The organism is Pseudomonas sp. (assembly GCF_030683065.1).
Taxonomy (GTDB): Bacteria; Pseudomonadota; Gammaproteobacteria; order Pseudomonadales; family Pseudomonadaceae; genus Aquipseudomonas.
The window spans coordinates 1-20,144 of sequence record NZ_JAUXMX010000053.1 but is presented as its reverse complement, the minus strand read 5'-3'; the positions used below and the strand labels follow the sequence as shown (position 1 = coordinate 20,144).

Genomic DNA, 20,144 nt, shown 5'->3' with positions numbered 1-20,144 from the left:
GGTGCATGCTTGGTCACACCGGCACCGGCCAGGTTGACGTGCACGCCACGGTCGTCCTGGTTCGGCCAGAAAGGTTTGACCTTCAGATCCGGCTGCTGCTTGTGCAGACGGCCGTAGTAGTAGGTGTTGGTGATGCCCACGTCGCACTGGCCGGCGTCGATGGCCTGCAGCAGCGCGGTGTCATCAGGGAATACGTCGGTGGCCAGGTTGTTGACCCAACCCTTGACGATCTCCTCGGTCTTCTCGGCGCCATGGGTTTCGATCAGGGTGGCGGTCAGCGACTGGTTATACACTTTCTTACTGGTACGCAGGCACAGGCGGCCTTCCCAGTTTTTGTCGGCCAGCGCTTCGTAGGTCGATAGTTCTTGCGGCTCGACTCGCTCGGTGGAGTACACCAGAGTCCGTGCGCGCAACGACAATCCGGTCCAGGCGCCAGTGCTGGAGCGATACTGAGCAGGGATATTGCTCTCGATGACCTTGGAGTCCAGCTTCTTCAGCACGCCTTCCTGCTCGGCCTGCCAGAGGTTGCCGGCATCCACGGTGATCAGCATGTCAGCCGGCGTGTTCTTGCCTTCGGCTTTCAAACGGGCCAGCAGCGGCGCTTCCTTGTCCGTGATGAATTTCACCGCGACACCGGTCTTGGCGGTGTAGGCATCGAAAACCGGCTTGATCAGCTCGTCGATACGCGCGGAGTAGACCACCACTTCATCGGCGGCCTGGACGGCACCAGCCAGCGCAGTGAGGGTGAGAGCGGCAAACAAACGCTTACTTACCTGCATGAATCCTGCCTCTTGAGCGAAGGTGAATCGAAAGATTAAATAGTAGTGAATGTTATTTAGTTTCTCAACCATTCTTCGCCTCTCAGACCTAGTCCGCCATGATCCAGGTCAATACTCGCCAGATATCATCCAGACTCAATGGGAAGAAGGGGACGTCCAGCCCGAAGCAGCGGGGCATGCCCGCGATGCCTTTTGCAGGCATGGGCCACGCCTAAGCGGAAAACGGGTCAGCCTGGCGCGGCATGCCCGAGGACTCAGGCGCGCGCCAACTCCGGCAGGTCGCCCGACAGACCCAGCGCCTGGCGGACGAACAGCGCTTTGGCCTCGGGCAGCTCATCTACCCAGTTGAGCCCGGCATTACGCAGCCAACGCAACGGCAGCGGATCGGCCTGGAACAAGCGCTCAAAGCCCTCCATCGCCGCCATCATTGCCAGGTTGTGCGGCATGCGCCGGCGCTCGTAGCGACTCAGCACACGCTCATCGGCCAGGCGCTCGCCACGCGCATGGGCATGCAGCAACACCTCGGCCAGTACGGCGGCGTCGAGAAAGCCTAGGTTGACGCCTTGCCCAGCCAACGGATGGATGCTGTGCGCAGCGTCGCCGATCAGTACCAGCCCTTCTTCGACATAGCGTTTGGCGTGGCGCTGACGCAAGGGGATGCACAGACGCGGATCTGCCTGCAGCACCTCGCCCAGGCGATGCTCGAAAGCCTTGCCCAGTTCGACACAAAAGCCAGCGTCATCCAGCGCCATCAGGCGCTCGGCTTCGCTAGGCACAACCGACCAGACGATCGAACACCAGTGCTCACCGACCGGCCCGTCCAAGGGTAGAAAGGCCAGCGGCCCATCATCGGTGAAGCGCTGCCAGGCGGTGGCCTGGTGCGCCTCACCACAGCGCACACTGGTGACGATGGAGTGGTGCAAGTAATTCCACTCGCGGGTCGCGCAACCTGCCAGGCGACGCACCGCCGAGTTGGCGCCATCGGCGGCGACAAGCAAAGGGGTGCGCAACTGGCGGCCATCGGTAAGGGTCAGCAGCCACTCGTCGCCGGAGCGACGCAACTGCTCCAGACGCGCATTGTTCAGCAGGCCCACAGCCGCGTCATGCAGGCATTCGAGCAAAGCATCCTGAACCACACGGTTCTCAACGATGTGGCCGAGCGCCTCGGCATGCACACTGCCCGCACTGAAATGAACCTGCCCGGTACCGGCGCCGTCCCACACGCGCATGTGCGCATAAGGGCTGCGGCGGCGGCGGGCGACGCCCTGCCATACACCCAGTCGCTCGAGCACCCGCTGACTGGCGATCGACAGCGCACTGACCCGTGGCTCGAAGGGTGCTGCAGGGTCAAACGGCTGGACGCTCAGCGGCCCGCCGTCGATCAGCAGAATATCCAGCCCTTGTTCCTGCAGGGCCAAGGCCAGGGCGCTGCCGACCATCCCGGCACCGACAATGATCATATCCGCACGCATGTTGATTCCTTAAGCTGCCTGTCGGGCACGGGGTTTGAGCCGCACGTACAACGTCTTGTGTACCCGCGCCACCAGGGTTCCGGTGCCATCACGCACCTCGACCTGCAACTCGGGCAGGTATTTTTCACCGCTGGCCGTCTGCGTGCGAATTTCCTGCAACAGCTCGCAGCCAACACTGAAGTCAGCGTACACGGAGCCTTTGCCCGGCGCGATGAAGTCGATGCTGGCAGCCTTGTCCCAGACGATGTAGTCGCGCCCAAGATTCTCCATCAGCATCAGCATAAAAAACGGGTCGGTCATCGAGTACAGGCTGCCACCGAACTGGGTACCCACGTAGTTACGGTTGTACCAGCCCAAGCCCATTTTGACCTGCACCTGACGAAAGTCCGCGCTGATATGCCGCACCCATACGCCAGCACCCAAATAGGGCGGATAGATATTCATCGCCCAACGCAGCAAGCGCGCCTTGCGAGCCAATCGGCGAGCGGTCATTGCCTAGCCCTCCATACGGGTGCCCAGGCCCATGGCCTGGCGGGCGAACCAGCGCTTGGCCGGCGGCAGCAGATCCAGACCCAACAGGCCAAGACCGCGCCCGGCCGCCAGCAGCGGCTGGCCACTGCTGAATAAACGGGTGACCTGATCGGAGAAGCCCACGGTCAACTGCTGGTCGGCCAATTGCCGTTGCAGATAGCCCTGCAAGGTCGCCAGGTCTCCCAACGGCGCACTGCTGGCCAGGAGCGCCTCGGCCAACGCCAGGGTGTCGCGCAGGGACAGGTTGTAGCCTTGCCCGGCAATCGGGTGCAGGCTGTGTGCGGCATTACCAAGCACCACCAGATGGGAACGCACCTGCTCTTCGGCCGCAGTCAACGCCAGCGGGTACAGGTGGCGCACGCCAACCTGGTGCAAGGCGCCGAGGCGATAACCAAAGGCCAGCTGCAACTCTTCGAGAAAACCTGCGTCATCCAGCTGCAGTAAACGCTCGGCGTCGGCGGTTGAGCGGGTCCAGACCAAGGCGCAGCGCTTGTCCGCGAGCGGCAGCATGGCCATCGGCCCGTCTTCGGTAAAACGCTCGAAAGCCAAACCCTGGTGATCATCCTGTGCACTGACATTGGCAATCAGTGCACTCTGGCCGTAAGGCTTGTGGCTGACACCGATGCTCAGCTGCTCGCGCAGACTGGAGCGACCGCCATCGGCCAGAATCGCCAGGTCACACGTAAGGCTGGACTCATCATCCAGGGTCAGTCGATAGCCGTTTTCCTGCGCGTCCAGGCGCGTTACCTGCGCCGGGCTGCGCCAACTGACCACCTGCCGATCAAGGGCCTGCCACAGGCATTGACCCAACCAGGCATTTTCCACGACATAGCCCAGCGCGGGTACGCCCTCTTCCTCAGCACTCAAGCGCGCCGCAGCGAAACGACCGCGGTCGGAGACGTGAATCTGCCGAATCGGTTCGGCGCGCTCACTGATGGCCTGCCACAGACCTAAACGCTGATAAATCAGCCGCGTGCCATAGGACAGTGCGGTGGACCGCGCATCGTAGCTCGGCTGGTAGCCTTCGCCCGGCGCGAAGGGCTCGACCAGGCTGATCCGCCAGCCGCGCACCTTGGCCTCACCCTGCAGGGCCAGGGCCAAACTGGCGCCGACCAGGCCGCCGCCAATAATTGCCAGATCGACTCGCTGCATGAGCTCAGGCCACCACTGTATGCGCGGCAGCCATCAGCGCCTCGATCTCGGCGACGGTTTTCGGCACGCCGAGGGTCAGTACCTCGCAACCGCTTTTGGCCACGACCACGTCATCTTCGATGCGCACGCCGATACCCCGCCATTTCTTCGCCACGCTGGTATTGTTCACCGCGATGTAAATACCCGGCTCGACAGTCATGGCCATGCCGACTTCCAGCACTCGCCACTCGCCACCAACCCGGTAGTCGCCAACGTCGTGCACGTCCATGCCCAGCCAGTGGCCGGCACGGTGCATGTAGAAGGGTTTGTAGGCTTCGCTGGCGATCAGCTCATCGACCTCGCCCTGCAACAGACCCAGCTCGACCAGCCCGGCGGTAATCACCCGCACCGTGGCCTCATGGGCTTCGTTCCAGTGCTTGCCAGGACCGATGTGCTTGAAGGCTTCCTCGTTGGCCGCCAGCACCAGCTCGTAAACAGCCTTCTGCTCGGGCGAAAACTTACCGTTGACCGGGAAGCAGCGCGTGATATCACTGGCATAGCAGTCGATCTCGCAGCCGGCATCGATCAACACCAGGTCGCCATCCTTGAGCGGCGCATCGTTCTCGCGATAGTGCAGGATGCAGGCATTCTTGCCGGCCGCCACTATCGAGCCGTAGGCCGGCATCTTCGCCCCGCCCTTGCGGAACTCGTAATCCAGCTCGGCTTCCAGGTGGAACTCATGGAGGCCGACGCGACTGGCCTGCATGGCACGGATGTGGGCGCGCGCGGAAATCTGCGCGGCCTCTTTCATCACCTTGACCTCGGCGGCCGACTTATACAGACGCATGTCATGCAACAGGTGGTCAAGGGCGACGAACTCGTTTGGCGGCTGCGCGCCCTGACGCGCCTTGGAGCGGATCACGTTGATCCAGTCCATCAGGTTACGATCGAACTCCTGGTTGGTGCCCATCGCGTAGTACACCCGCTCGCGGCCCTCGATCAGCCCCGGAAGGATGTCGTCGATGTCGCCAATCGGGAAGGCATCGTCAGCGCCGTACTGACTGATTGCACCGTCCTGACCGGCACGCAAGCCATCCCACAGCTCGCGTTCAGGATCACGTTCGCGGCAAAACAATACGTACTCGCCATGCTCGCGACCCGGAATCAAAGCGATCACCGCCTGCGGCTCGGGAAAGCCGGAGAGGTACTGAAAGTCGCTGTCCTGGCGGTAGACATGCTCGACGTCGCGATTACGGATGTACACCTGCGCCGCCGGCAGAATGGCGATGCTGTTGGGTTCCATCTGCGCCATAAGCGCCTTGCGCCGACGGGCGTATTCCGACTTTGGGATGCTGATCATGGGCAGACTGGATCCATTTCTATCGCGTAAAAAATCAGTGCAGCAACGGCTTGGCAGCCGTCGCTACAGGTTTGGCGCACTCACTGAAGAGCAGCAACGGAGCAACCCGCAGGTACTCCATCACTTCCATGTAGTCGTTTTCGCCGTCTTCCGACTCTTCCAGGGCATTCTGCACCTGGGCGATCGCCGAAAGATCCTGCAGCACTTCCATGGCCTCGGCGCTCAGGGCGCTGTCACGGGCAGTCAGGCCGAAGCCACCGAGAAAACCCTGGCACCACTGACCAATGGCTGCAGCCCGCTCGCCTAACGGTGCTTCATCAGAAGGCAGCAGCAGTACGACCGTAACGTCGTCACCGCACAACTCGCCCTTGACCATCTCCTGCAAGCCGATCAGCGCCTGGCGCACGTTGTCTTGCGGCGCACCGCCGAGCAGCTCGGCGGCATCCACCAGCCAGGAGTCGATCTCAAAGCCTGCGCCAGCACAGCTGCGGCCCAGCAGCAGGCCATGCAGTTCGGCAGGGGAAACGGGATGACCACTGCTGGCGAGCAACGTGGCAAAAGCAGTGTAAGGAGAATTTGAAGTCGGCATAGATCACTAGGCGCCAAGCGGCGCAATCACTAGAATAAGGCCTCGTATCCTAGCACCGGCAAGCGCGCCAAGACCATCCAAGGCAGGCGCGCGGTTTGACCTCTTTCAGGTACAAGCCTATATAGTCCGGTCAATCCTTGCCTTAGCGAGACCCCATGGAAGACGTCGACCTGCACGCCCTCACGACCAAGCTGGACCAACTGATCCAGCGCGTCGAGCAGCTCAAAGCCCAGAACCGGGTTTTCCTGGCAAATGAAAAGGCCTGGCGCGAGGAGCGCGCCCATCTAATCGAAAAGAACGAAATGGCCCGGCATAAGGTCGAATCAATGATTTCGCGCCTCAAAGCCCTGGAGCAGGACTCATGACCCAGTCGAATACCGTTACCGTGCATATTCTGGACAAAGAATATTGCATCGCCTGTCCGCCAAACGAACACAACAACCTGGAAAGCGCTGCGCGCTACCTCGACGGTAAAATGCGTGAGATACGCAGCAGTGGCAAAGTCATCGGCTCCGACCGCATAGCCGTAATGGCCGCACTGAATATCACTCACGACTTGCTGCACAAACAGCAGAGCCTGGGTCAGCACGCAACCTCTACCCGTGACCAGGTACGCGATTTGCTCGAGCGCGTCGATCATGCCCTGGCTAATGACGACGATGATCAAGCTCGCTGATTGCAGCGCAATGGATTCAGGTATACTGGTCGCCGCTCCCTGGAGTGTGCGCCAGTTGGTGATGTCCCTGAGCCGATACGCACAAACCTGGGGGTTGCATGACGGGGCCGGTGTGCATGTCCGCCTGACGGAAAGCCTTAACGCCTCCTGCAACCTCCACCTTGAACTTTCGGGTTCAAGGGCTAAGCCGACAGCGGCACGTCGGGGAGTCTTTTTTTCTACCTGTTGCCAGTCGCCGGCAACAGGTACTGTGCCTGATCATGCTTGACTCCACCCGCCTGACCCGCCCGCAACTACGCCGCCTGCTGCGGCAAAAGCGCCGAGCCCTGAGCAATCAAGCGCAACGCCGAGCCGCTCTCCAGCTGTATCGGCAACTGGCGCAGCATCCGCTGTTTCGTCGCGCCAAACACATTGCCCTGTACCTGCCGAACGACGGTGAAATCGACCCTCGCCCGTTGTTACGCGCCGCTCAACGTCGCGGCAAAGCCACCTACCTTCCGGTACTCAATCCCTGGCCGCGCACCAAGATGGTGTTCCAGCGCGTGCGCCCGCACGAAACCATGAAACCCAATCGATTCCGCATCCCCGAGCCGAGCCACAATCGTGCCCAGCAACGCAAGGTATGGGCGCTTGATTTGGTGTTGTTGCCGCTGGTCGGTTTCGACCGCCACGGCGGGCGCATCGGCATGGGCGGTGGTTTTTATGATCGCAGCCTGGCGTACCGCGGGCTGCGCAAAAAATGGCAGAACCCGACGTTACTCGGCCTGGCGCATGAATGTCAGCAGGTGGATCGGCTGGCACTGGCCAGCTGGGATGTGCCACTCAAGGCGACGGTGACGGACAGAGCGTGGTACTGAGCCGTGCTGGCGGCGCCGCGATCCGTGCGGCACACAGCGTATCGGGCATGCGAATCAAGGTTGCCGGTGCAGGTTAACCGGCGCATCACCCTGGCGTTCCCACTGGCTCTGGGTGTAACCCGTAGTAACCACGCCCAGACTGAACAGAATGACTAATACCCACAATAGATCTGGCTTGCGTTTCATTGGCTGCCTCCCCCTTGAAGGCATGCTGCGCACCGTGAACCGGCGGCTTTATTATTATCGACCTTACAAACTGCCTGGGATAAAGGCCGGCATGTTCTGCCCGCGCTTACAACCAACCCACTCCTCGTGCCAAACGGTCACCCGCGGCATGCACGCGCAGCAAAGACAGATTTAACGGAGCAAAGTTCATGCCTTGTTGGCTGATGAAGTCGGAACCCGACGAGTTATCGATCCATGACCTGCAGCGCCTCGGCCAAACCCGCTGGGACGGCGTACGCAATTATCAGGCGCGTAATTTTTTGCGCAGCATGCAAAGCGGTGACCTTTTCTTCTTTTATCACTCCAGCTGCCCAGAGCCGGGCATCGCGGGTATCGCCGGCATCAGCAAGCCCGCTTATGCCGACCCAACAGCACTCGACCCACACAGCCACTACTTCGACGCCAAGGCCAGCTGCGAGAAAAACCCCTGGAGCGCAGTCGATGTAGCCTTTGTTGAAGCCTTCAGCCGGATCATACCGCTGGCCGAATTGAAGGCGCAGCACGCCTTGCACGAACTCCCTCTGGTACATAAAGGCAGTCGCCTGTCGGTGATGCCCGTCAGTGCAGAGCAGTGGACAGCGATCCTCGCGATACGCTGAGCGGGTGCTGGCGCAGTGAGCCGGCGCTGTGCTATGAAATAAGCCGACCTCCTGTGGATCCTGCCTATGCTGCGCTCTCCACTCCCCTGGCCCACGCGCTTGGCACTGGCAGCATTGCTGTTAGGCCTTTGCCTGGTCAGCGTGCTGCTCTGGCAGCGCCTGCAGGTCGCCCAACAGGCGCGTGTTGCCGAGCGCGTCGACTACCAGGCGCGCAGCCTTGCCCAGCAGTTGGAAACCAGCCTGCACGAGCAGGTCGATGACCTGCGCCGCATTGCCCTGCAGTGGAATCGCCGCGGGCGCATCCCGATGAATGAGTGGCTGCTCGACAGCCGCTTCTCTCTTGAGCGCTTCAAGGGCTACCAGGCCATCCAATGGCTCGATGCCGAGCTCAAGATGCGCTGGATCGAACCCCTGCAGGGCAACGAAGCAGCCCAGCAATTCCAACTGACTCCGGCGCACCCCAACTTCAACCTGGCGATCCAGGCCAAAACTTTGGGCGAACCACGCTTTTCCAACAGCTTTGCCCTGGCTCAGGGCGGCAGCGGCTTCATCCTCTACACCCCGCTTTACATCCACAACGAGCAGAACGAACGGGTCTTCGATGGCTTCCTGCAAGGCGTGTTTCGCGTCGAGGGGCTGATGGATGAACTGCTCCGCCACCCCGGTAGCCAGGACTTCAGTGTCCATCTCCTGGAAGCCGGCCGGCCAATCTACAGCCACCAACAACCCGACGCACTCGCCACCCTGCAACAGGAGGTGCCGCTCGATCTGTTAAACAATCAAAACTTTACCCTGCGCCTCAAGCCAACCGCGCGGCTGGTGCAAAGCCTGGCCACGCCCCTACCGAAAATTGTTCTCGGCGCCAGCCTGACCATCAGCCTGCTGCTGGTCGCGGCCATTGGCCTGGCACTCGACAACGCCCGCCGCGCCAGTGCCCTGCACATCGGCAACCGGCGCCTGAGCGAGGAGCTCGCGCAGCGCACAAAGGTCGAGCATGTACTGCGCGACAGCCGTGAACGCCTGCAGCTGGTCATCGACCTGACTGACTCCAGCCACGACGGCCTGTTCATCATCGACCCGCAGAGCCGCGACATCCTGCACATGAACAAGGCCACCTACAGCAGCCTGGGCTACAGCGCAGAGGCCTTCCGCGACTTGCTCAAGCGGGATCCGGAACAGCTGCTACCGGGTTACCACGCATGGCTGGAGGGCGTACGCCAAGCCCAACAGGATCAGCTATCTACCATCTTCCAGCAGACGATGCGCCGTAGCGACGGCAGCGAACAAGCCGCGGAGATCAGTGCACAACTTGTCCTGGTCAATAACCACGAATACCTGATTGGGGTAACCCGCGACAACAGCCAACGCCTGCAGCTCGAAGCTCAGCTGCAACGCCTGTCGCAGCAGGACGGCTTGACCGGTTTGTACAACCGGCGTTTTTTCGACAGCCAACTTGCCAGCGAGTGGCGGCGCTTGCGCCGCCAGGGCGCCTCATTGACCCTGCTGATGATCGATATCGATTACTTCAAACGCTACAACGACCGCTTCGGCCATCTGGCTGGCGACGATGCGCTACGCCAGGTATCGGACATCTTGCGCACCAGCCTCAAGCGCGAGGGCGACAGTGCCTGCCGCTATGGCGGCGAGGAGTTCGCGATCATCCTCGCTGATACCGGCCTGGAGGGCGGCATGCATGTCGCCTCTCGGCTGCAGCAACGGCTCGCGACACTGAACCTCGCTCACCCGGACAGTCCGCAGGGCCGCCTGACCCTGAGCGTCGGCCTGGCAGTGGCCGAGCCCGACAGCGGCGGATCACCGGAGCAACTGATGGCGCACTGCGATCAAGCGCTTTATCGCGCCAAGCACGAAGGTCGCAACCGCATCTGCGCTTGGCAGAACAGCCCGGTCTGACTAGGCAATCTGCGCCTTGATCTCGCAGGACAAGCCGCAGCTGACCTGCGTCAAGGGCTCGCTGGGAAATTGCACTACAGTGGATTGGCGGTGTTTTGCAGGCTTTGACCCCACCGACGCGAGCAGTGCCTGGAATACCCAACAGCACGGCCTGTAACCGCTCATTCCTGACGTGCACATAAAGCCTCAAAGGCTGTGAACGTATCGGACGCTATCGCGAGTCTACCTCCAGGCGTCCGGAGACAGCCGCCGCTAGCGGGAGTTTTCACTGCTGCCACCCCTTTTGCCCTTGAGAGCCCATGGATGAACATGCCAATCAGCAAGAACTGGATTATCCGCAGCGCAGCGGTCTTGGGCATCGCAGCGATAGCGGTCGTGTTATGGCATGAACTGCAGCCCAAAGGCTTGGGGGAAGGCTTCACCAGCGGTAACGGCCGCATCGAAGCCACCGAAGTGGACGTCGCCACCAAGCTGGGCGGACGCATTGCCAGTATCGAGGTCGATGAAGGCGACTTTGTCCAGCCTGGACAGGTAGTCGCGCAGATGGACACTCAGGTACTGCAAGCGCAACTGGCCCAAGCCAAAGCACAAATGCGCCAGGCACAGAACAGCCAGTTGACCGCCCGCGCCCAGGTCAGCTTGCGCGAAAGTGAGAAAATCACCGCCGAAGCTATCGTGCGCCAACGCCAGGCGGAAGTCTCCGCCGCGAAAAAACGCCATGCCCGCAGCGCCATCCTGGTCAAGCGCAATGCCCTGCCCCTGCAGCAACTGGATGACGACCTGGCAAACCTGCAAAGCACCGAGGCAGCCCTGGCCGCGTCGCGCTCTCAGGTGGTCTCTGCTGAAGCGGGCATTACTGCCGCGCAATCCCAGGTCATCGAAGCGCAATCAGCCGTGGAAGCCGCCCAAGCCAGCGTCGAACGCCTACTGGTTGATATTGCCGACAGCCAACTCAAGGCTCCACGTGGCGGGCGTGTGCAATTTCGCGTGGCCCAGCCGGGTGAAGTACTTGGCGCTGGCGGCAAAATAGTCAGCCTGGTCGATCTCGGCGACGTCTACATGACCTTCTTTCTGCCCGAGCGCCAAGCCGGCCGGGTCGCCCTTGACAGCGACGTGCGCCTGGTGCTGGATGCCGCCCCGCAGTACGTGATCCCGGCCAAGGTCAGCTATGTCGCCAGTGTTGCCCAGTTCACCCCGAAGACCGTCGAAACCGCCAGCGAGCGGGAAAAACTAATGTTCAGGGTCAAGGCGAGAATCGATCCAGCGTTGCTGGAAAAACATATGGAACAGGTCAAGACCGGCCTACCCGGCATGGCCTACCTGAAACTCGACGCTGACGCCGAATGGCCCGCTCACCTGCACATCAACGTTACCCCATGAACCAGCCACCGGCTCCAGTGGTGCAGGTTGACGGGGTCAGCCTGCAATACGGCAAAACCTGCGCGCTAGACACGCTGACCCTGGCGCTGCCCGCACGCTGCATGGTCGGACTTATCGGCCCGGACGGCGTCGGCAAGTCCAGCCTACTGGCGCTGATCGCCGGTGCGCGCAAGATCCAGCACGGCCAGGTGCGGGTACTCGACGGCGACATGGCCGACCGCCGCCATCGCCGCGATGTCTGCCCGCGCATTGCCTATATGCCGCAGGGCCTGGGCAAGAATCTGTACCCGACACTAACCGTATTCGAGAACCTCGAGTTCTTCGGCCGGCTGTTCGGCCAGGCCGCCGCCGAGCGTCACTGGCGCATCGCCGAGCTTACCCGCAGCACAGGTCTGGCTGCATTCGTCGACCGACCGGCAGGCAAGCTTTCGGGCGGCATGAAACAAAAACTCGGGCTTTGCTGTGCGTTGATCCATGACCCTGACCTGCTGATCCTCGACGAGCCGACCACCGGCGTCGATCCGCTGTCGCGCAACCAATTCTGGGAATTGATAGAGCGCATCCGCGCAGAACGCCCGCAGATGAGCGTGCTGGTGGCCACCGCCTACATGGATGAAGCACAGCGCTTCGATCATCTGGTGGCCATGGATGCCGGACGCGTTCTCGCCACTGGCAGCCCGAGCGACCTGCTCGCACGTACTGCAAGTGACACCCTTGAGCAGGCCTTTATTCGCCTCCTGCCAGAAGAGAAAACCCGCCATCACCGTGCCCTGCAGATCCCGCCGCGCCAGGCCAGCGACAAAATTGCCATCGAGGCCCACGGGCTGACCATGCGCTTCGGCGACTTCGTGGCGGTGGATCAGGTGAACTTTCGCATCGAGCGCGGGGAAATTTTCGGTTTTCTCGGCTCCAACGGCTGCGGCAAAAGCACCACCATGAAGATGCTCACCGGCCTGCTCCCGGCCAGCGAGGGTGATGCCTTATTATTCGGCAAGAAGATCGACCCGCACGACATGCAGACCCGCCAGCGGGTCGGTTACATGTCCCAGGCCTTTTCGCTCTACAACGAACTCACGGTGCGGCAGAACCTCGATCTGCATGCCCGCCTGTTCCACCTGCCCGCCGAGCAGCGCGGACCTCGCATCGACGAAATGCTCACGCGCTTCGAGCTGCTCGCCGAGGCAGATAGCCTGCCTGAAGCGCTGCCCTTGGGCGTGCGTCAGCGCCTGTCGCTGGCGGTGGCCGTGATCCACAAACCGGAAATCCTGATCCTCGACGAACCGACTTCGGGCGTCGACCCGATTGCCCGTGACGGCTTCTGGGCGATGCTGGTACAGCTATCCCGAGAGGACGGCGTAACCATCTTCATCTCCACCCATTTCATGAATGAGGCGCTGCGCTGCGACCGTATTTCGCTGATGCATGCCGGCAAGGTATTGGACAGCGATACGCCGCAGGCACTGATGAGCAAGCGCGACTTGCCGACGCTGGAAGCCACTTTTATCGCTTATCTGCAAGATGCCGTGACCGCACATGCGGCGTCCCACCCGCAAACGACCTCGGTCACCGACGACAGCAAGCGCCCGACCAAAGTCGCGAGCAGCGCAGAGCTACGCTCACGCTTCAGCATGCGCCGCTTGCTCAGCTATACCCGGCGCGAGGCCATGGAACTGCGCCGTGATCCGATCCGCGCCACCCTCGCCATGCTCGGCACCGTGATGCTGATGTTCATCATGGGTTACGGCATCAGCATGGACGTGGAGGACTTGACTTACGCCGTGCTCGATCGCGACCAAACCACCGCCAGCCAGGCCTACACGCTGAACATCAGTGGTTCGCGCTATTTCATCGAGAAAGCGCCGCTGACCAGCCCCGCCGAGATGGAGCGGCGCATGCGCAGCGGCGAGATCAGCCTGGCCATCGAAATACCACCGAACTTCGGGCGCGACCTCAAACGCGGCGCCGTGCCGCAAGTGGCGTTCTGGGTTGATGGCGCAATGCCGATGCGCGCCGACACCATCAAAGGCTACACGCAGGGCCTGCACACCAGCTATCTGCAGAACCTGGCCCGGCGCGCGGGCATCGACAGCAGCAGCCAGGTCAATGTCGCCGTGCGCTATCGCTACAACCCGGATGTGCAGAGCCTTCCGGCCATGGTGCCGGCGATGATCCCGATCCTGTTGATGATGATCCCGGCGATGCTTACCGCGCTTGGCGTGGTGCGCGAGAAGGAACTGGGCTCGATAACCAACTTCTACGTTACCCCGGTCACTCGCCTGGAGTTTCTGCTCGGCAAACAACTGCCCTATATCGGCCTGGGGATGATCAACTTCGTCACCCTGGTAATACTGGCCGTGTTGGTTTTCGGTATCCCGGTCAAAGGCAGCCTGCTGACACTGACCCTCGGCGCGCTGCTGTATGTCACCTGCGCCACCGGGCTAGGCCTGCTGATGTCCTCGGTGCTCAACAGCCAGATAGCGGCAATCTTCGGCACGGCCATCGCCACCCTGCTGCCGGCTGTACAGTTCTCCGGGCTGACCCACCCGGTATCGGCCCTCGAGGGCGCCAGCGCCTTCTTCGGCCAGATCTACCCGACCAGCCACTTCCTGACCATCAGCCGCGGGGTGTTCTCCAAAGCGCTGGGCATGGCCGACCTCTATTGGTACTTCGTTCCCATGTTGCTGGCCATTCCGGTGCTGACCCTGCTCAGTGTCGCCGGCCTGCGCAAGCAGGAAAAATGACATGCGCGCACTCGGTAACATCTTCCAGCTGGGCCTCAAGGAACTGCGCAGCCTGTATCGCGACCCGGCGTTGCTGGTACTGATCATCTACGCCTTCACCCTGGCCATCTACACCAGCGCTACCGCCCTACCCGAAGCGCCGCACCGGGCCACCATGGCAGTGGTCGACGAAGATCAGTCGCAGGCCTCGCAACGCATCCTCAATGCCTTCCAGCTGCCCTACTTCCTGCCACCCAAACCCACTACCCTGGGACAAATGGACAGCGGTATGGACGCCGGCCTTTACACCTTTACCCTGAACATCCCACCGAACTTCCAGAAGGACCTGCTGGCCGGACGCAGCCCCACCATCCAGCTCAACGTTGATGCCACCCAGGTTAGCCAGGCCTTCACCGGTGCCGGGCACATCCAGCAAATCATCAGCACCGAGGTGGCCACCTTCGTCAAACGCTACCAAAGCGCTGTCGAGGTGCCGGTGGAAGCAGTCATCCGCACGGCGTTCAACCCCAACCTCAGCCGCTCCTGGTTCGGCGCGGTGAACGAGGTGATCAACCAGATCACCATGCTCTCGATAATCCTCACCGGCGCAGCGCTGATCCGCGAGCGCGAACACGGCACCATCGAGCACCTGCTGGTGATGCCGGTGGCGCCATTCGAGATCATGTTGGCAAAAATCTGGGCGATGGGCCTGGTGGTGCTGCTGGCATCAGCCTTCGCCCTGCGCTTCATCGTCGAAGGCTGGCTGCAGATCCCGATTCAGGGCTCGCTACCGCTGTTCATGCTGGGCGCGGCGCTGCACCTGTTCGCCACCACCTCGATGGGCATCTTCTTCGGCACCGTAGCCCGCTCGATGCCGCAGCTGGGCCTGCTGATCATTCTGGTGCTGATGCCACTGCAGATTCTCTCCGGCGGTATGACGCCTCGCGAGAGCATGCCGGAACTGGTGCAGCAGGTAATGCTGGTGGCGCCGACCACCCACTTCGTCGAGCTGGCACAGGCCATCCTGTTCCGCGGCGCCGACCTGACGATCATCTGGCCACAGTTGCTGGCCCTGGCCGCGATCGGCAGCCTATTCTTTCTTGGTGCCCTGGCGCGCTTTCGCAAGACTCTGGCGCAGATGGCCTGAGAGAGCGGCTCAGGCAGTGATCCGCACGCCTACTGAATAATCAGGTTATTGAACAACAGGTCGTCCACCAGCGGCTGACCTTCCTCCTGAGTGAGGACATCCTGCACCTGCTTGAGCGCTTCCTGGCGCAAGGCCTCTTTGTCGCCGGGCGCCGCGATGCTCGCTTCGGTCTGCTGGGAAAACAGCATGACCAGCTGATTGCGGATCAGCGGCTCATGGTGTTTGACCTTCGCCTCAGCGGCAGGGCCGCTGACCCGCAGGGCGACATCCGCCTTGTAATACTTGAGCTTGGGGCCTGTTCCAAAATTGCCCACCAGCGGCGGTGTCAGACTCACGTAGGCCACGGCTGGTGGTGCGCCCTCTTCAGGCTTTTTCTCCGCCTCCTCGGCAAATGCCGACATGGGCAGGGACAGGGCCAACAACAGTGCGATCCAGACTTTCACAGGGGGTATTCCTCCACAGGGGCGCTTAGCATAGCCATAGCCGGCCCGCAGCCCAAGCCCCGCGGCGACGGAAAACCGTCCAGGCTTATGCGGCGCCATCAGACACGGCCATGCTCGTTGACCGAGCGCCACCCGCCTCTACACTGCAAAACCATTACCCGCAGAGGAAAAGTCCGATGAAAGCTGTGCTGTGCAAAGCCTTCGGCCCCGCCGAAACCCTGGTACTGGAAGAAATCGCCAGCCCAGAAGCGAAGAAAAACGAAATTCTGCTCGACGTGCATGCCGCCGGAGTCAACTTCCCCGACACCTTGATTATCGAAGGCAAGTACCAGTTCAAGCCGCCATTTCCGTTTTCACCGGGCGGCGAGGCTGCCGGCGTAGTAAGCGCGGTGGGCGAGAAGGTCAGCCACCTGAAAGTCGGTGATCGGGTGATGGCCCTGACTGGCTGGGGCAGCTTTGCCGAACAAGTCGCAGTAGCGGGCTACAACGTAATACCGATCCCGCCGGACATGGACTTCAGCAGCGCGGCCGCCTTTGGCATGACCTACGGCACCTCGATGCACGCACTCAAGCAGCGCGCCAACTTGCAGCCGGGCGAAACCTTGCTGGTCCTCGGCGCCTCCGGCGGCGTCGGTCTTGCAGCAGTGGAAATCGGCAAGGCACTGGGCGCCAAGGTAATTGCTGCGGCGAGCAGCGCAGAGAAACTGGCCGTGGCCAAGGCCGCTGGTGCAGATGAACTGATCAACTACAGCGACAGCAACCTGAAAGACGAAGTCAAACGCCTGACCGGCGGACAGGGTGCCGACGTGATCTACGACCCAGTGGGTGGCGACCTGTTCGACCAAGCGATCCGCAGCATCGCCTGGAATGGCCGCCTGCTGGTGGTGGGCTTCGCCAGTGGGCGCATCCCCGAGCTGCCGGTCAACCTGGCCCTGCTCAAGGGCGCCGCCGTGGTCGGGGTCTTCTGGGGCGCGTTCGCCCAGCGTCAACCCCAGGACAACGCCGCCAACTTCCAGCAGCTGTTCGCCTGGCACGCCGAAGGCAAGATCAAACCACTGGTGTCGCAGACCTTCCCCCTGGAGCAGGCCGCACAGGCGATCAATACCCTCGCCCAACGCAAGGCAGTGGGCAAGGTGGTAGTAACGGTGCGCCGGTAGGGTGCGCCGTGCGCACCATCAGCCCGGCCCAGAAACGCTGGTGCGCGCGAAAAAGACGCCCTCGGGCGTCAATCAGCCCCGCGGCGCGTAGGCGAAAACGTCGGCACGCATCTGCCGGGCGTCCATTCCAGCTTCCACCAGAGCGTCCAGGGTTGCGTAGACCATCGCCGGCGAGCCGCTGGCATACACATACAGCGGTTTGAGGTCGACGAAGTCCTCGCGCACTGCCGCGTGCAACAGGCCGTAACGGCCCTGCCAGTCGCACTGCTCGCTGACCACCTTATGCAGAAACAGGTTGGGCAATGACTGCCACTCGGCCCAGCAAGGCAGCGCATAGAAATCTTCCGGCCGGCGTGCGCCCCAATATAGGTGCACAGGGTGACGGAAACCGGCAGCGCGACAGTGCTCAATCAAGCTGTGCATCTGCGCCATCCCGGTACCGGCGGCAATCAGCACCAGCGGACCATCCGGCAGCTCGGCCAGATGGGTATCGCCAAACGGCATCTTAATCTGGGCGAAGCCTTGCCCGCGCAGGTGCTCGATGACCGCAATACTGGACGGGTCACGGGCCAGAATATGCAATTCCAACTCACGTCCGGACTGCGGCGCCGAGGCCAGGGAGAAGGCCGAGAACTCGGCATCCGCCCGTTGCAACAGCAGGTACTGACCAGCGTGATAACGCGGCAACTTGCCGGCCGGGGCGCGCAGGCGGACTCGAAATACGTCACCACCCGCATCAAGGCATTCGATCAGTTGGCAGTTCAGCTCGCGCACCGGCAACTCGCCTCGCGCCAACACCCCATCCCAGAGCAGCACGCACTCCTGCTCGGGCTCAGCCAGGCAAGTGAATACCTCGCCATGATCATGGGATTGCCCCGCCTGACGCACTCGACCATTGACCAGCAAGGCCGCGCAGATATGGCAGTTGCCATTAAGACAACTCTGCGGGCAGTCATAACCGAGTCGGCGCGCCGCATCGAGAATGCGCTCGCCTGGTTCGACGTCGAGTACGGCACCTGAGGGTTGCAAAGTAACTTTCATAACATCTTCAATCCAAAGCACAAATCTACGGCCTTGGCCGAGCTTTGCGCGCATTGCAGTAAGCGCGACCCAAGTCGCTCGTATAGCTGGTCACGCAACATCAGTCGATCCCCAACTGTGCCCAGAGATCGTCGACCCGGCGCTTGACCGCCTCATCCTGAACGATCGCACGCCCCCACTCACGAGTGGTTTCACCCGGCCACTTGTGAGTAGCGTCGAGGCCCATTTTGCTACCCAGCCCGGAGATCGGCGAAGCAAAATCCAGGTAGTCGATCGGCGTATTTTCGATCAACACCGTGTCGCGCTTGGGGTCCATGCGTGTGGTGATGGCCCAGATCACGTCGTTCCAGTCGCGCGCATTGATGTCGTCATCCGTGACGATAACGAACTTGGTGTACATAAACTGTCGCAAAAACGACCAGACACCAAGCATCACCCGTTTGGCGTGGCCGGGGTACTGCTTCTTGATGGTCACCACCGCCATGCGGTAGGAGCAGCCTTCCGGCGGTAGGTAGAAGTCGGTGATCTCCGGGAACTGCTTCTGCAGAATCGGCACAAACACTTCATTCAACGCCACGCCGAGAATCGCCGGCTCGTCCGGTGGGCGCCCGGTGTAGGTGCTGTGGTAGATCGGTTTTTGCCGACGGGTAATGCGCTCGACGGTAAACACCGGGAAGCGATCCACCTCGTTGTAGTAGCCCGTGTGGTCGCCATAGGGACCTTCGTCGGCCATTTCGCCGGGATGAATCACCCCTTCGAGAACGATCTCGGCACTCGCTGGCACCTGTAAATCACTGCCGCGGCATTTGATCAGTTCAGTACGGTGACCGCGCAACAGGCCGGCAAAGGCATACTCGGAGAGACTGTCCGGGACCGGGGTAACCGCTCCGAGGATAGTCGCCGGATCGGCGCCCAGGGCCACAGCCACCGGGTACGGCCGATCGGGATACTTCTGGCACCAGTCACGGAAGTCCAGCGCACCACCACGGTGACTCAGCCAACGCATGATCAGCTTGTTGCGGCCGATCACCTGCTGGCGATAGATCCCGAGGTTCTGCCGCTCCTTGTTGGGGCCCTTGGTGATAGTCAGGCCCCAGGTGATCAGCGGGCCGACATCACCCGGCCAGCAGGTCTGCACTGGCAGCTTACCGAGGTCGACGTCGTCGCCCTCCTCGATCACTTCCTGGCAAGGCGCGTCTTTCAGCACCTTGGGCGCCATGGCCAGCACCTTGCGGAAGATCGGCAGCTTGTTCCAGGCGTCCTTCAGGCCTTTCGGCGGCTCAGGCTCCTTGAGAAAAGCCAGCAGCTTGCCGATCTCACGCAGCTCGCTGACCTCTTCCGCGCCCATGCCCAGCGCCACCCGCTTGGGCGTGCCGAACAGATTGCCGAGCACCGGCATGTCGAAGCCCGTGGGGTTTTCGAACAGCAACGCGGGGCCACCCTTACGCAGAGTGCGGTCGCAGACTTCGGTCATTTCCAGCACCGGGGATACCGGCGTCTGGATGCGCTTGAGTTCGCCGCGCTGCTCCAGGCCGCGGATAAAGTCGCGCAGGTCGCGATACTGCATGTTCGTGCCTCGTGTTCGGCGAACCGGAATAGGGGGGGGGAAAGTTTAGCGCCGAACCAGTTTATTCAGAAGGATTGGCAGTACGTAGACACACAAAAGCCGGGTTTCCCCGGCTTTTGTGAGTGTTGCGAGACTTACTTACGGCGCATCGACTGGAAGAACTCGTCGTTGGTCTTGGTCGCTTTAAGCTTGTCGATAAGAAACTCGATAGCGGCGATTTCATCCATCGGGTGCAGCAGCTTGCGCAAAATCCACATGCGCTGCAGTTCGTCTTCGGCGGTCAGCAACTCTTCGCGGCGAGTGCCGGAGCGGTTGATGTTGATCGCCGGGAAGACGCGCTTCTCAGCGATCCGGCGGTCCAGAGGCAGCTCCATGTTGCCGGTGCCCTTGAATTCCTCGTAGATCACTTCGTCCATCTTCGAGCCGGTTTCAACCAGCGCGGTGGCGATGATGGTCAGCGAGCCGCCTTCTTCGATATTACGTGCAGCGCCGAAGAAACGTTTCGGCTTCTCCAGAGCATGGGCGTCAACACCACCGGTGAGAACCTTGCCGGAGCTAG

19 protein-coding genes, 1 other RNA gene and 1 pseudogene are annotated in these 20,144 nt (G+C 61.7%); 10 read left to right on the top strand and 11 right to left on the bottom strand.

What is annotated here, in order from left to right:
* The 6 genes from Q8K09_RS17470 to Q8K09_RS17445 all read right to left on the bottom strand — a co-directional run.
* Window positions 1-779 (bottom strand): extracellular solute-binding protein (locus Q8K09_RS17470; RefSeq protein ID WP_305256260.1); only part of this gene is annotated, 779 nt, incomplete at its 3' end.
* A gap of 254 nt (window positions 780-1,033) precedes the next feature.
* Window positions 1,034-2,251 carry a 2-octaprenyl-3-methyl-6-methoxy-1,4-benzoquinol hydroxylase gene (locus tag Q8K09_RS17465; RefSeq protein WP_305256259.1) on the bottom strand — a complete coding sequence of 406 codons (1,218 nt, stop codon included), beginning with the start codon at window positions 2,249-2,251 and terminating at the stop codon, window positions 1,034-1,036.
* Window positions 2,252-2,260: 9 nt separating this feature from the next.
* Window positions 2,261-2,743 carry a DUF4442 domain-containing protein gene (locus Q8K09_RS17460; protein WP_305256258.1) on the bottom strand — a complete coding sequence of 161 codons (483 nt, stop codon included), beginning with the start codon at window positions 2,741-2,743 and terminating at the stop codon, window positions 2,261-2,263.
* A gap of 3 nt (window positions 2,744-2,746) precedes the next feature.
* On the bottom strand, window positions 2,747-3,934 hold the full coding sequence (gene ubiH, locus Q8K09_RS17455; RefSeq protein WP_305256257.1) for a 2-octaprenyl-6-methoxyphenyl hydroxylase: 1,188 nt from the start codon (window positions 3,932-3,934) through the stop codon (window positions 2,747-2,749).
* Between the two features lie 4 nt (window positions 3,935-3,938).
* Window positions 3,939-5,273, bottom strand: coding sequence for a Xaa-Pro aminopeptidase (gene pepP, locus Q8K09_RS17450; RefSeq protein ID WP_305256256.1), 1,335 nt, complete (start codon window positions 5,271-5,273; stop codon window positions 3,939-3,941).
* 34 nt (window positions 5,274-5,307) lie between these two features.
* On the bottom strand, window positions 5,308-5,862 hold the full coding sequence (locus Q8K09_RS17445; protein ID WP_305256255.1) for a YecA family protein: 555 nt from the start codon (window positions 5,860-5,862) through the stop codon (window positions 5,308-5,310).
* A gap of 155 nt (window positions 5,863-6,017) precedes the next feature.
* On the opposite strand from Q8K09_RS17445, the gene Q8K09_RS17440 reads away from it, so the two are divergent.
* The 4 genes from Q8K09_RS17440 (at window position 6,018) to Q8K09_RS17425 (ending at window position 7,395) form a co-directional block, all read left to right on the top strand.
* Complete coding sequence (locus tag Q8K09_RS17440) at window positions 6,018-6,227, top strand: TIGR02449 family protein (RefSeq protein WP_305256254.1); 210 nt, start codon at window positions 6,018-6,020, stop codon at window positions 6,225-6,227.
* The gene (locus tag Q8K09_RS17435) at window positions 6,224-6,538 is read left to right on the top strand and encodes a cell division protein ZapA (protein WP_305256253.1); all 315 of its coding nucleotides are present in this window, start codon (window positions 6,224-6,226) and stop codon (window positions 6,536-6,538) included. Before Q8K09_RS17440 ends, Q8K09_RS17435 begins: the two co-directional genes overlap by 4 nt.
* 33 nt (window positions 6,539-6,571) lie before the next feature.
* Window positions 6,572-6,750: non-coding RNA, 6S RNA (gene ssrS, locus Q8K09_RS17430), on the top strand.
* 48 nt (window positions 6,751-6,798) lie between these two features.
* The gene (locus Q8K09_RS17425) at window positions 6,799-7,395 is read left to right on the top strand and encodes a 5-formyltetrahydrofolate cyclo-ligase (protein WP_305256252.1); all 597 of its coding nucleotides are present in this window, start codon (window positions 6,799-6,801) and stop codon (window positions 7,393-7,395) included.
* 54 nt (window positions 7,396-7,449) lie between these two features.
* Here Q8K09_RS17425 and Q8K09_RS17420 read toward each other — a convergent pair whose 3' ends face one another.
* Window positions 7,450-7,581 (bottom strand): hypothetical protein, encoded by a 132-nt coding sequence (locus Q8K09_RS17420; RefSeq protein WP_305256251.1) that lies wholly within the window; start codon window positions 7,579-7,581, stop codon window positions 7,450-7,452.
* Window positions 7,582-7,769: 188 nt separating this feature from the next.
* Between Q8K09_RS17420 and Q8K09_RS17415 the strand changes: the two genes are divergently transcribed.
* The 5 genes from Q8K09_RS17415 to Q8K09_RS17395 all read left to right on the top strand — a co-directional run bounded on the left by Q8K09_RS17415 (window position 7,770) and on the right by Q8K09_RS17395 (window position 15,377).
* Window positions 7,770-8,219: an EVE domain-containing protein gene (locus tag Q8K09_RS17415; RefSeq protein WP_305256250.1), complete on the top strand. Its 450-nt coding sequence runs from the start codon at window positions 7,770-7,772 to the stop codon at window positions 8,217-8,219.
* 66 nt (window positions 8,220-8,285) lie between these two features.
* Complete coding sequence (locus tag Q8K09_RS17410; RefSeq protein WP_305256249.1) at window positions 8,286-10,130, top strand: diguanylate cyclase; 1,845 nt, start codon at window positions 8,286-8,288, stop codon at window positions 10,128-10,130.
* Between the two features lie 303 nt (window positions 10,131-10,433).
* A complete protein-coding gene (locus Q8K09_RS17405) occupies window positions 10,434-11,510 on the top strand; it encodes an HlyD family secretion protein (RefSeq protein ID WP_305256248.1) in 1,077 nt (358 codons plus the stop codon).
* Window positions 11,507-14,251, top strand: coding sequence for a ribosome-associated ATPase/putative transporter RbbA (rbbA, locus tag Q8K09_RS17400; protein ID WP_305256247.1), 2,745 nt, complete (start codon window positions 11,507-11,509; stop codon window positions 14,249-14,251). Before Q8K09_RS17405 ends, rbbA begins: the two co-directional genes overlap by 4 nt.
* Before the next feature lies 1 nt (window position 14,252).
* Window positions 14,253-15,377, top strand: coding sequence for an ABC transporter permease (locus tag Q8K09_RS17395; protein WP_305256246.1), 1,125 nt, complete (start codon window positions 14,253-14,255; stop codon window positions 15,375-15,377).
* A gap of 29 nt (window positions 15,378-15,406) precedes the next feature.
* On the opposite strand, the gene Q8K09_RS17390 is transcribed toward Q8K09_RS17395, so the two are convergent.
* On the bottom strand, window positions 15,407-15,820 hold the full coding sequence (locus tag Q8K09_RS17390) for a flagellar basal body-associated protein FliL (protein WP_305256245.1): 414 nt from the start codon (window positions 15,818-15,820) through the stop codon (window positions 15,407-15,409).
* Window positions 15,821-15,996: 176 nt separating this feature from the next.
* Between Q8K09_RS17390 and Q8K09_RS17385 the strand changes: the two genes are divergently transcribed.
* Entirely contained in the window at window positions 15,997-16,977 is a 981-nt protein-coding gene (locus Q8K09_RS17385) for an NADPH:quinone oxidoreductase family protein (protein ID WP_305256244.1), read from the top strand.
* Window positions 16,978-17,049: 72 nt separating this feature from the next.
* On the opposite strand, the gene Q8K09_RS17380 is transcribed toward Q8K09_RS17385, so the two are convergent.
* From Q8K09_RS17380 to rho, 3 genes and pseudogenes are all read right to left on the bottom strand, one after another.
* Complete coding sequence (locus tag Q8K09_RS17380) at window positions 17,050-18,018, bottom strand: CDP-6-deoxy-delta-3,4-glucoseen reductase (RefSeq protein ID WP_305256243.1); 969 nt, start codon at window positions 18,016-18,018, stop codon at window positions 17,050-17,052.
* Between the two features lie 100 nt (window positions 18,019-18,118).
* The gene (gene ubiD / locus Q8K09_RS17375; protein WP_305256242.1) at window positions 18,119-19,585 is read right to left on the bottom strand and encodes a 4-hydroxy-3-polyprenylbenzoate decarboxylase; all 1,467 of its coding nucleotides are present in this window, start codon (window positions 19,583-19,585) and stop codon (window positions 18,119-18,121) included.
* A gap of 134 nt (window positions 19,586-19,719) precedes the next feature.
* Window positions 19,720-20,144 (bottom strand): annotated as a pseudogene (rho, locus tag Q8K09_RS17370) (transcription termination factor Rho); the annotation flags it as partial.